Consider the following 12,609-nt stretch of genomic DNA (forward strand, 5'->3'; position numbering starts at 1 on the left):
TAAATAAATATAGGATCTATACAAAGCATATCATTTAAAATTTAATTTTAAAATGATATGCTTTGTCTTTTGTATTAAATTTTACCAAATGCATAACTTAAAACGATATAAACTTAGTATTTTTGAGTAATTAAAAGTTTAAAACGAATTGTTATGAAATACCATCAAATTGATCGCAGTTTATTCATAAAAAATCGCGCAAAATTCATGGCTCAAATGAAGCCAAAAAGTGTTGCGATTTTCAACTCAAACGATATATATCCCGTTTCTGCTGATAGTACTTTACCCTTTGCACAACACCGAGACATTTTTTATCTAAGTGGTGTAGATCAAGAAGAAAGCATCTTATTACTTTTTCCAGATGCTCCTTATGAGCACCAAAGAGAAATTTTATTCCTAAAAGAAACAAGCGAACTTATTGCGATTTGGGAAGGCGAAAAACTCACAAAAGAACGCGCCTTTGAAATTTCTGGAATTAGAACCGTTTATTGGTTACAAGATTTCGAAAAGATTTTATTCGAAATGATGACACATTCTGATACTATTTATATCAATACCAATGAGCATTACCGTGCCACTGTAGAAACAGAAACTCGTGAAGCTCGTTTTGTAAAATGGTGGAAAGAGAAATATCCAGCACATACAGTCGCAAAAAGTAACCCAATATTACAGCGTTTGCGTTCTGTAAAAGAAACAGAAGAGCTCGATTTAATTCAAAATGCATGTAATATTACCGAGCTAGGTTTTAGAAGATTACTTTCTTTTGTTAAACCTAACGTAACCGAATATGAAATTGAAGCCGAACTGATTCATGAATTTGTTCGAAATCGTTCTAAAGGATTTGCTTACACGCCAATTATTGCTTCTGGAAATAATGCGAACGTTTTACATTATATTGAAAACAACCAACAGTGTAAAGCGGGAGATTTAATATTACTGGATGTTGCGGCAGAATATGCTAATTATTCTAGTGACATGACCCGAACAATTCCAGTATCAGGAAAATATTCAAACAGACAAAAAGACGTTTACAACGCCGTTTTACGAGTGAAAAATGAAGCTACAAAAATGCTTACTCCGGGAACATTATGGAAACAATACCATATTGAAGTAGGGAAAATCATGACTTCAGAATTACTAGGTTTGGGCTTAATTGACAAAGCTGATGTTCAAAACGAAAATCCAGACTGGCCAGCGTACAAGAAATATTTCATGCACGGAACTTCACACCACATGGGCTTAGACACGCACGATTACGGAATCCTGACTGAACCAATGCAAGCCAATATGGTCTTTACTGTTGAGCCAGGAATATATATCCCTGCTGAAGGTTTCGGAATTAGATTAGAAGACAATTTAATCGTTCAAGAAAGTGGCGAACCCTTCAATATGATGCGTAACATTCCTATCGAAATCCAAGAAATTGAGGAATTAATGAATTCTTAACACTCTTTAATTATAGAGCACAAATCGGTTTGCAGCAATGTAAACCGATTTTTTTTGGGCGCAACCCAACTTCCGTAAACTACAGTTGGGTCGGGCTATTCACTACAAGTCCTCGCAACGCATAAAAATGCGAAGCTGTGGGCTTTTCGTTGCTATCCCTTGCGCAGTTTACGAGAAAACATCAATTTCAATGTCCCAAATCTAAAAAAATTTCTAAAACTGTAACTTTACCTATCTATTTTAGACCTATTTAACAAACCTATTATTTTAGTTTTTTTGTAATAATTTTAAAAATGAACTTCGCAAGTAATAATTTGAGTTCAAACATTTGTTAATTATCGAGGTTACAAAGACTTTGTTTACTTTTAATTATCAAAACAATAACATTATGTCTGTGCGGTAAATGAATCACACAAAAATATTGTTAGAACTAAAAAAGAAATAATAAACTTAAAATATATAATTATGCAAGCACACGAAATAGATTATCACATATATGGCGAGGAAATGCAATATGTAGAAATAGAACTAGATCCACAAGAAATAGTAATTGCCGAAGCGGGCAGTTTTATGATGATGGACAATAATATCCAGATGCAAACTATATTTGGCGATGGATCGGCACAACAAAATACTTTGTTTGACAAATTATTAAGTGCTGGAAAACGAGTATTAACTGGCGAAAGTCTGTTTATGACCGCCTTCATCAATCAGAATAATACAAAAAGCAAAGTTTCATTTGCTGCTCCTTATCCCGGAAAAATTATCCCAATAGACTTAACACATTTTGGAGGAAAATTTATTTGTCAGAAAGACTCTTTCCTTTGTGCTGCAAAAGGAGTTGCAATCGGAATCGAATTTTCTAAAAAATTGGGTCGTGGCTTATTTGGTGGCGAAGGTTTTATCATGCAAAAAATAGAAGGCGACGGAATGGCGTTTGTGCATTCTGGAGGAACATTAGCCAAAAAAGAATTAGCAGTTGGTGAAATCCTAAAAGTAGACACTGGTTGTATTGTAGGATTCACGAAAGATGTCGATTATGATATTGAATTTATAGGCGGAATCAAGAATTCTATTTTTGGTGGCGAAGGATTATTCTATGCCACACTTCGTGGGCCAGGAACAGTATATATCCAATCTTTACCTTTTAGCAGACTAGCCGATAGAATAATTGCATCGGCACCCAGAGCTGGCGGAAAAAGTCGTGAAGAAGGCAGTTTATTAGGCGGATTGGGTAATTTATTAGATGGCGATAATCGGTTTTAAAATTTTAAATGGCTTTCAGAAATGAGAGCCATATTATTTATATCGTAGCAGTTGAATTTGCGGTAATGGTTGGCATAGCGTTTTATTAACTATTTTTTCTCTCATCAACTTCTTTTTATTAAAATGTCTAGATATATTTTGAATAATCTCAGTATAATTATCTGTGCCGTCTTCTCTTTCATGATAAAATACCTTTATAGATCGACAATTATCATGCTCAAAAACTGTATTCAGTAAAGTTCTGTCAGACAAGCCACAAGAATGACCCATGATATAAATTTGAAATTTATCATTTTCAATAAAATCTAATAGACTTTTATAATTAGAATTTTGAAGATATAAAAATGATTTAAAATTCCTCAAATATTCATTATCATTTATATTTTCAATTATTTTATAATCCTCATCCATTTCGTCTCCAAAACCGAAATTAATTTTATTTTCATCTTTATTACCTATTATTCCATGAATAAAATTAACTTCTATTTCATCCGCCGTATTATTACTATATCTAATTGGAGTACGAGAATAATTGAAATTTAATATTTGAACACGACTTTGATTTTTACCAATTCCCTTCGATTCGTTAAGCTGACCCTCAATTTCTTTATGATCTTTTTCATGAAACTCATTTAATAAATCTAGTTTATTTGAAAACATGCCTACTGGAGTAATTAATTTTTGAAATTTAGAAGATTCAGTTCTTGAGAACGACGACATTTGTAAATCGAAAACATTCAATACTCTATCGTTCAAATACTTTTCCAACAGAATTTTTACTTGTTCAAATTCATTATTTAATTTTTTAGTTTGACTTTTTTGTTCATTTATTAAAATTTCTTTTGATACATAATTTTTGATATGTTCTGATTTAATGATCTTTTTCAAAAAGATGAAATACTCGTTTTCTATATCAACCCAATTTTCAACATTTTTCTGATTAATTAGCTTAAAAAAATCATTTTTATAAACTAAAATATCTTCTCGTAGATATTTCCCGGTCATTAAATTATTACCATATTCACGGTATATCTCTGCATTTTCAAATTTAATTTTTTCATCATATTTCATAATTAGTTTAGATAATCTTGATAAATTTGAAATTTCATCAAATTTTACATCTTTAGCAATATTTTGAAAGGAAATAAATTCATCTTCATGACTTGAAGATTTTATATTCTTCCAATAATCATCAATAAAATCCTTATAAGAAGTAGGCAATCCATGCGCTAAATCAAATCCATTTCCGATAATAATAAGTCTATTCATCTTTAAAAAGTGCTTTTCTCAAATATAGTACTTTCTCTGATATTAACTTATAACTCTAATAGGGTTTAAAAAAATTAAAACCTTAATTTTGCAAAAAACTTAATTTTCCATTTTGAAACAAACCCAATTCAAAAACACACAAATCTCTTACTCCGATGTTGGCAAAGGAACTGCTATTGTTTTACTTCATGGTTTTTTAGAAAATAAAACTATGTGGGATTTTTATGTCCCAGAATTTGCCAAAAAAAATCGCGTAATTACTATAGATTTGTTAGGCCATGGCGAATCAGAATGTTTGGGTTATGTACATTCGATGGAAGATCACGCAGATGCCGTTTATGCTGTTTTATCAGAACTACGCATTCGCAAAGCTTTTTTTGTAGGGCATTCTATGGGTGGTTATGTAGCTTTGGCTTTTGCCGAATTATATCCTGAATATATAAAAGGAATCGTTTTATTAAACTCAACCGCAAAAGCAGACAATGAGGAACGAAAAATAAATCGAGATCGAGCAGTAAAAGCAGTAAAACAGTCTTTCGTAAATTTCATATCTTTATCTATTGCCAATTTATTTAGCGAAAACAATAGAGAGAGACTTGCATTAGAGATTGATAAAGTAAAAAAAGAAGCCCTTAAAACACCGTTACAAGGAATTGTTGCTTCGTTGGAAGGAATGAAAATCAGAACGGATCGCGAACATGTTTTACACTTATCGACATTTCCTATCTTAATGGTTTTAGGAGAAAAGGATCCTGTACTTCCTTATCACGAAACTAGTAAACAAATAGAACAAACAAAAGTAGAGCTCATCACTTATGCAGATGGCCACATGAGCTATATTGAAAACCAAGAAAACTTATTGAAAGTTTTAATAGCATTTTTCAAGAAAATTTAAATCATTCCAGCTCTCAAATAACCGCGTTCCACCAATTCCTCTTTATTTTTTAGATGAAACATTTTGCCTTCTTTCATCAAGGCTAATTTAGTAGATACTTTGATCACATTTTCATAATTGTGATCAGTGATTACAATTCCTTTTACTGATGCTTTTTCTATAATTAGATTATTAATTTTATCGATCATGATTGGCGACAAGCCATTATAAGGCTCATCCAATAAAACAAACTTAGAATCATTGTACAGAATTAATTTAATTTCTAAATACCGTAATTCTCCTCCCGATAAATGCTTTATCTTCTTACTTAGCATGGATTGAATCATATCATCGGCAGAAAAATGCGCTATTTTATCTTTAGCAATAGATAATGTAATAGCCTTTTTAATGGAAAGAGAATTTGGAATAAAATTATCCTGCGGCAAGTAACTAATTTGGTTAATTAAAGCGCTAGTATTCGCTTTGACAATACCGTCCACACGAACGAACTTAAAATCGGCAGCTTCGATACCAAAAATAATTTTTAATAATGTCGATTTCCCAGAACCATTTCTACCTAAAATTCCAACAACTTCATTCGTCTCACATTTTAAATAAACATCTGAAATTATAATTTTCCCATTATATTGTTTTTGAACGCTATCCACTTCTAGAACTCTTTTAGTCATAACAATTTAATAATTAAATTAAGGACCAAAATCAAGAACACTGAAAAAATAAAATTCATCATAAAACCATAAATCAAAAGATATAATTTTGAAATTCCGTTATTGTAATAAAACAGATACTCGTTCTTAGAGTTCACTTCTTTGAGCAATACACTAATAAAAAATCCAAAAATAACAAGAACATATTTAAAGGTTTCAAACCCTACAAAGAACCACACAACACTACTTAATGATAGATTTATTATCAAAGTACTTTTGTAAAACTCGAATATATTAGCGACTTTTCTAATAGCTTTATAATTTAAATTTTTTCTTCAAATGGTATATTCTTATCTAAAATTTCACTTAACAAAAACACAATTTGTTCGATATAATTACTCAAAACGGATTCATTTATAATGGAATTTAATTCTTTTTCTTCTTTAAAAATAAAAGGTAAAAATCCAGATTTTAAATTTTTAAAAGAGATAATTCCTGCTTCAATTGGTTTTCCTTTTGCTTCCTGCTCATACATATAAGCATAGGCCAAAACTTGAATAATTTTATCGCTTTTAATGTCTTCTGTCAAACCATTCCAAGTTTTTAGCATAACATTAGCCTTATCAACTTTTCCTGTTTTATAATCAATAATACGAATTATTCCGTTGCGCTCTTCAATTCGATCTACATTTCCTTTTATTAATACCGGAAAAGGCAAACCAGGATGATGTAAAGACCTTTCATAAGTTTGTTCTAAAGCAATGATCTTAATGGCATCTCCATTTTTCACACTTTCTAATTCGACTTTTAAGAAATTAGAAACATTTCGTTTAGCAACTTCAAAGGCCAATAAATTACGACCTTTTTTAATCTCTCCCTCTTTATAAACAAGTTTAAATTGTTTGAGAACCTCAACATCTATTTGCTTAAAACAATTGATTAGATCACTTTCTGATATGAATTTCCCGATGAAAGGTTCATATAAAACTTTCAAGGTTTCATGAATAATCGTTCCTAAAGTATTCAGGGCAATATTCTCCTCTACTTCTTCCACTTCACTGATGCGCAATATTTTTTGGAAATAAAACTGAATTGGATTCCGAATATAACTCGTCAAAGCAGATGGAGAAAATCCTTTATCAGCAATTTCTTTTAGACGAATCATTACAGATTCCGATTTTGGAATCACCATGGGTTGATAAGCAGTTTCGGGAAGATCAGCATTATAAATCTCATGTGTTAAATTATGATTGATCTGTTTTTCGACTTCGAGTTGGGTGATAAAACGACTTTTCTCACCAGCATCTAATCCTTCACTTTCTGTGTTATAAAGCAAATAAATATTTTTAGCGCGCTGCAACAAATGATAAAAATGATACGTATAAATAGCATCTTTCTCTTTGAAAGTAGGCAGGCCTAATTCGCGCTTTACATCATAAGGAATAAATGAATTTTGTGATTTTCCTGCTGGAAATTTTCCTTCATTCATCGAAGTAACAATAACGGTATCAAAATCTAAAACCCGACTTTCTAAAACTCCCATAATCTGCAAACCGTTCAAAGGTTCTCCTTCAAATGAGACTTCAGCAAGATCTATTACTTGTTTGTAAATTGCATAAAGTGTTTCTATTTTATCAATATGTTGGTGTTTGGAATAATAATTATTTAGTTTATTTATAACTTTAAAAATGGCAAATACAAAAGCTTTAGTAATTTTCTCTTCTTCATTATCATTGCTCAAATTATTTTTTATCGTTAGCAATAATTCAGAAATACTTTCAAGCACCGGAATAGAGCCACTTTCCCATTTTTTAAATAATAAAACAAATAACTCCGACGGAACTGCATTCAATTCCACTAATTTTTGATGCGTAATAAATGTATAATTGTTTTTATTAATGATACTGACTAATGCTGTAGTTTTAGCATAAGGTTCTACCAATGGATGAGTCAGTATATCCAGAACATCCTTGTAATAAAAAACATAACTGTTATTATTTCTAGACAGAGCGTTGGTATGCATTTTAAATAATTTAGCAATCAATATCTGTGCGGGATTATTTTTACTTGAATAACCCATAGTGATATTCAACGCACCAACAGTTGATGGTAAGGAATACAAAAGTGGCACTAAAAGATTTTCTTCCCCAAGAACAACAGCAACTTTATCTAATTTTCCATTAGCACCTAGGCTTTCAGAGGTATGGATTACGTTTTCAATAATACTGCCTGCTATTTTGGCTTGACCAATTGTTTTAGGTGTACCAATAACATGGATGTTTTTTGATTGCGAAAAATCATCAACAATCCATTCAAAAGGATTAGACTTATAATGTTTCCAACTTTCTTTGAAACGTCTTACAAATAAACCTGCATCGTGATAAGGATCGTTTAAAAAGGTTTGATCAACATCCCAAAATATTTTAGCTTGATCAGAGGCTATTAAATGTTGTATGATTTTCTCCTCGGCAGCATTTAATGCATTAAAACCTGCAAATACAAATTGCTTCTCGACAACAGAATCTGTAAAGTGATTCAGATTGTTTACTGCTTCTCTATAAATTAAACCTTGGTAGCCAATTCCTTTATTTAAAAGATGCGTATAAAGTGATTGATAATAATTAGGCAACAATTTCCAAAAATCAATATACTTCTCTAACAATTCTGTTTTATTCTCGACTTCAATTCCCCATTTCTTAATATCTTCTATATCCTTGAGATAAGAAAGAACGTGAGAAGGATCTAATAAATAGCGATCTATCTCGTTAAAATCTTGCAAAAGTGTTTTCGCCCAATTGGCAAAGAGCTCAAAAGTTTGCTGATTTGTTTTATCCGTTATAGAAAGGTAAACTTCATAAAATTCAAATAAAAGTTCGATTGGATCTACAGTTCGAATACCGGCAATATTTTGGACAAAATCTTCAATACTTATAATTTCTGGAGAAAGAATATTGCTATCTACTTGATTTTTTAAGGCTTCAATCAAAAACACTTTTGCACGTTTATTGGGTAGAACCACAATTGTATTAGAAAGGGTGTTAGAGTAATCTTCAATTAAAACAGTAGCAATTTTATCTAAAAAGGAGGTATTTGTCATTCTATAAAAATAAAAAAAACGCCCCGATAAATCGAGGCGTTTTCTATAAATATTTAGAAAGAAATTATTCTTTGATCAAAGAAATCTCTACTCTTCTGTTTTCAGCTTTTCCTTTTGCAGTCTTGTTAGAAGCAATTGGTTTAGTTTCACCAAAACCTGTAGATCTTAATCTATCAGTTTCAATACCATTTTCGATTAAGTAATTTTTAACTGCTGCAGCTCTGTTTTCAGATAATGCTTGGTTAAGTTCATTACTACCATCGCTATCAGTATGTCCTTCGATCATGAATTTTGAGTAAGGATATTCTTTAAGGATTGAAGTGATTGATTGTAAAACTGTGTAAGTTCCTTTTTGGAAAGTAGATTTACCAGAATCAAACAAGATTACTTTACCATAGTTATTTAAAGTTTTCATAACTTCTTCTGAAACTTCTGGACAACCTTGATTAGCAACAGTACCTCTTACAGTAGGACATTTGTCATCTTTGTCTAAAACACCATCTCCGTCAGTATCTGGCCAAGGACAACCTGCGTTTTCTCTTGGACCTGCAACAGTAGGACATTTGTCATCTTTATCAGCTACACCGTCTCCGTCAGCATCTGGACAACCTTTTAAAGCAGCTAAACCAGCAACATCTGGACAAGCATCATCTTTATCAGCAATTCCATCTCCATCAGTATCAGGACAACCTTTTAAAGCAGCTAAACCAGCAACATCTGGACAAGCATCTTCACTATCTTGAATACCATCTCCGTCTGTATCAGGACATCCGTTGAATTGTTTTAAACCAGCAACATCTGGACAAGCATCATCTCTATCATAGATTCCATCACCGTCAGTATCTTTTCCACCAAATTTGAAGATTAGACCTGCAGTATGTTGAAAGTGAGATGGAGCATCAGGAACTCCTGCTGCATCTTCTCTATCTCCGAAAGATTTTTTGTATTTTGTAGCAAGTTCTAAACCGATATTATCAGTAAACCAAAAAGTTAAACCTGCACCTGGGTTAACAGTACCATAGCTACTATCTCCGAAGAAAGTATAACCTCCACCAACAGATAAAGACGGATCGATAACTTTAGATTTAACTAAACTCATGAAACTATATTTGATAGTTGCATCAATACCGTAATACATTAAATCACCAGGATTAGAAACTACATAACCACGAGAATCGTGACCTGGAACTGTTGGATTAAATTTCACATATTTGTCGATCTTGTTAACAGATCCAGAAATACCGAATGAGAAATTATCTCCTACATATTTAGACACACTTAAATAAGATACAGATGGAAGAATATTCCAATTGTCTTTAACTGCGAATGGTTGAGAAAAATGACGATCTAAAAAGTTTTTTCCTCCACCAGCACTTGTTTTTGTATCCACGGCGTTAACCCCAAAAGAGATAGCCCATGGATTGTTACTGTCTTGTGCATGAGAGCTAAGTCCCATCACCATCATTACAGTAAGTAATAGTTTGTTAAGATGTTTCATACTTTAATTTTTTAATTAAAATTTAGTTAATTATAAGCAAAAGTAATGCGTAATTATCTAAATACAAAATCAAATGTTAAAAAAAACCTACAAAAATCCTTAAATGTAGGAATTATGCAATTTGACATTGAAATTATATAACATTTAGCTTTACTCCAACTTCAATAAATGCGTTAATAGCCTTGTCTAAGTGCGCTGTTGTATGTGCTGCAGATAGTTGTACTCTAATTCTTGCTTTATCTTTAGGAACTACTGGAAAGAAGAAACCAATAACGTAAATTCCTTTTTTCAATAACTCGTCAGCCATTGTTTGTGATAATTTAGCATCATACAGCATTACGGGTACTATTGCAGAATCACCTTCAACAATATCGAAACCGGCTTTTTTCATACCTTCTTTAAAATAATTTGTATTCCATTCTAATTTATCACGTAGAACAGTATCTCTTTCTAAAATTTCGAAAACTTTTATAGAAGCTCCAACGATGGCTGGCGCTAGTGAATTAGAAAACAAATAAGGTCTTGATCGTTGTCTCAGTAATTCGATTATTTCTTTTTTTGCTGTAGTATATCCACCCATCGCTCCACCTAAAGCTTTACCTAAGGTTCCTGTGATAATATCAACACGTCCCATAACTCCTTTTGCCTCAAGGGTTCCTTTTCCTGTTGCGCCGATAAATCCTGCTGCATGACATTCATCAACCATAACCATTGCATCATATTTATCTGCTAAATCACATATTTTATCTAATGGAGCCACAACTCCATCCATAGAGAAGACACCATCGGTAACAATTAATTTAAAACGAGTTCCTGCTTCTGTAGCTTTAATCAATTGCTGTTCTAAATCCTCCATGTTGCTGTTTTCATAACGATACCGAGCCGCTTTACACAAACGCACCCCATCAATAATCGAAGCATGATTTAAACTATCTGAAATAATACAATCTTCTGCACCTAATAATGGCTCAAAAACACCACCATTTGCATCAAAAGCAGCTGCATAAAGAATGGTGTCTTCTGTTCCGTAAAATTCAGCTATCTTTTTTTCTAAAGTTTTATGAATATCCTGAGTTCCACAAATAAAACGTACGGAAGACATTCCGAAACCATGGGTGTCTAAAGCGTCTTTTGCAGCCTGAACTACTTCTGGATGAGAGGACAAACCAAGATAATTATTAGCACAAAAATTTAAAACTGTTTCGCCCGTAGAAATGGTAATTTCAGCTCCTTGAGGCGATGTAATTATCCTTTCTGATTTAAATATACCGTTATCTACAATAGTTTGAAGTTCTGTTTCTAGGTGTTGTTTTATTTTTCCGTACATAATTATTTTATTTATAAATTTATTTTTGCGAATAATTCATTTAATCTACAAATTTACTACTTCGATTCCTTTTCCGATGTAAATAAGCGCTTTTTTTATCACTTTATAACCCATTGATTCTATTGCACTTTGATAATCTTCTAATTGCTTCTGGTATTTAACATGGTGCATTCCTGTTTTATAATCCAGCAGTAACACCTCTTTATTCTTAGTAAAAACCATTCTGTCAGGCTTAACAGTTGTTCCCTCTTTTTGAATAATAGTTTGTTCATTCAAAATTTCATTCCCTTCGGCAAAAAAGTTTTTCAACTCACTGTGATCGATAATCTCCTGAATAGTATTACGCACTATTTCTTTTTGATTAAAGGTAATTAATCCACTCTCAATAGATTTCGTTAGTGCCAATTCGACATCTGACTTCGTTTTTACAAAAGATAAAATCTCATGAACAAGATTACCATATTCTATAGCTTCTTGTTGCAATGTTCCCCACATCAAAGCTTCTCGTTGAGCTATTTTAATATTCTTTGGATTTAAAATTTCAAGAACCACCGGAATTGTTTTAGAGGTATCCACATGTTTCTTTTGTGCAGAAAGCTTCGTCGGATTCCCAAATTCATATTCTGATTTTTCGGGATCAAAAACGTGTTTATTTTCTAAGTAATTAATAAAAAAAGCACACATATTATTTTTAGGAATTTCTCCTTTTCGAGACAAATTCATATTCGAAATAACATACAATTGTTCTTCTGCCCTCGTTAAAGCCACGTATAATACATTGATGTTGTCTAGCAATTCCTCTTGTTTCTTCTGATTATAAACTTCCGCAGCTGCTACACCAAAACCTTCTACCGCACTGCTATTATCAATGAGTACTTTAGGCAAACCAAATTCTTCTTCTTCGGCGTTAAGCCACAATTTGTCTTTTGGTTTTCTATTATAATCTTCTTCTGCAAAAGGAAAAATAACAACCGGAAATTCTAATCCTTTTGATTTATGAATGGTCATAATCCGCACTGCATTATTCCCTTCTGGTGACGGAATACTAAATTTTTCTGCATTTTTATCCCAGAAATTCAAGAAATCTGAAATCCCTGCTTGATTACGAACGTCACGCTCTAAAACGATATCTAGAAAATATTGAATGTAGGCATTCCCCACCCC

9 protein-coding genes are annotated in these 12,609 nt (G+C 32.2%); 3 read left to right on the forward strand and 6 right to left on the reverse strand.

The features are described from left to right. Positions 1-153: 153 nt before the first annotated feature. Complete coding sequence (locus tag MW871_RS10635) at positions 154-1,446, forward strand: aminopeptidase P family protein (protein ID WP_248428485.1); 1,293 nt, start codon at positions 154-156, stop codon at positions 1,444-1,446. Positions 1,447-1,911: 465 nt separating this feature from the next. Continuing rightward, the gene (locus MW871_RS10640) at positions 1,912-2,712 is read left to right on the forward strand and encodes a TIGR00266 family protein (protein WP_188049057.1); all 801 of its coding nucleotides are present in this window, start codon (positions 1,912-1,914) and stop codon (positions 2,710-2,712) included. A gap of 33 nt (positions 2,713-2,745) precedes the next feature. Here MW871_RS10640 and MW871_RS10645 read toward each other — a convergent pair whose 3' ends face one another. Then, a complete protein-coding gene (locus tag MW871_RS10645) occupies positions 2,746-3,981 on the reverse strand; it encodes an AbiH family protein (protein WP_248428486.1) in 1,236 nt (411 codons plus the stop codon). 112 nt (positions 3,982-4,093) lie between these two features. On the opposite strand from MW871_RS10645, the gene MW871_RS10650 reads away from it, so the two are divergent. Then, positions 4,094-4,876, forward strand: a complete 783-nt coding sequence (locus MW871_RS10650; RefSeq protein WP_248428487.1) for an alpha/beta fold hydrolase — start codon at positions 4,094-4,096, stop codon at positions 4,874-4,876. On the opposite strand, the gene MW871_RS10655 is transcribed toward MW871_RS10650, so the two are convergent. The 5 genes from MW871_RS10655 to MW871_RS10675 form a co-directional block, all read right to left on the reverse strand. Then, positions 4,873-5,544, reverse strand: a complete 672-nt coding sequence (locus tag MW871_RS10655; RefSeq protein ID WP_248428488.1) for an ATP-binding cassette domain-containing protein — start codon at positions 5,542-5,544, stop codon at positions 4,873-4,875. The two genes, MW871_RS10650 and MW871_RS10655, sit on opposite strands and share 4 nt — an antisense overlap. Before the next feature lie 301 nt (positions 5,545-5,845). Further along, positions 5,846-8,620 (reverse strand): PD-(D/E)XK nuclease family protein, encoded by a 2,775-nt coding sequence (locus MW871_RS10660; protein WP_248428489.1) that lies wholly within the window; start codon positions 8,618-8,620, stop codon positions 5,846-5,848. A gap of 64 nt (positions 8,621-8,684) precedes the next feature. Next, positions 8,685-10,118, reverse strand: a complete 1,434-nt coding sequence (locus tag MW871_RS10665) for an OmpA family protein (protein ID WP_248428490.1) — start codon at positions 10,116-10,118, stop codon at positions 8,685-8,687. Between the two features lie 133 nt (positions 10,119-10,251). After that, complete coding sequence (gene kbl, locus MW871_RS10670) at positions 10,252-11,445, reverse strand: glycine C-acetyltransferase (RefSeq protein WP_188049062.1); 1,194 nt, start codon at positions 11,443-11,445, stop codon at positions 10,252-10,254. A gap of 45 nt (positions 11,446-11,490) precedes the next feature. Next, positions 11,491-12,609: 3'-5' exonuclease (locus MW871_RS10675; RefSeq protein ID WP_282454604.1), on the reverse strand; the 1,119-nt coding region annotated here is incomplete at its 5' end.

Origin of the sequence: Flavobacterium pygoscelis, assembly GCF_023162025.1 — a bacterium.
Classification (GTDB): domain Bacteria; phylum Bacteroidota; class Bacteroidia; order Flavobacteriales; family Flavobacteriaceae; genus Flavobacterium; species Flavobacterium pygoscelis.

What these genes read in the sequence shown, in the direction of transcription:
- kbl (WP_188049062.1), bottom strand. Translation starts at nt 11,445, where the DNA reads ATGTACGGAAAAATAAAACAACACCTAGAAACAGAACTTCAAACTATT.
- MW871_RS10645 (WP_248428486.1), bottom strand. Translation starts at nt 3,981, where the DNA reads ATGAATAGACTTATTATTATCGGAAATGGATTTGATTTAGCGCATGGA.
- MW871_RS10665 (WP_248428490.1), bottom strand. Translation starts at nt 10,118, where the DNA reads ATGAAACATCTTAACAAACTATTACTTACTGTAATGATGGTGATGGGA.
- MW871_RS10660 (WP_248428489.1), bottom strand. Translation starts at nt 8,620, where the DNA reads ATGACAAATACCTCCTTTTTAGATAAAATTGCTACTGTTTTAATTGAA.
- MW871_RS10655 (WP_248428488.1), bottom strand. Translation starts at nt 5,544, where the DNA reads ATGACTAAAAGAGTTCTAGAAGTGGATAGCGTTCAAAAACAATATAAT.
- MW871_RS10635 (WP_248428485.1), top strand. Translation starts at nt 154, where the DNA reads ATGAAATACCATCAAATTGATCGCAGTTTATTCATAAAAAATCGCGCA.
- MW871_RS10640 (WP_188049057.1), top strand. Translation starts at nt 1,912, where the DNA reads ATGCAAGCACACGAAATAGATTATCACATATATGGCGAGGAAATGCAA.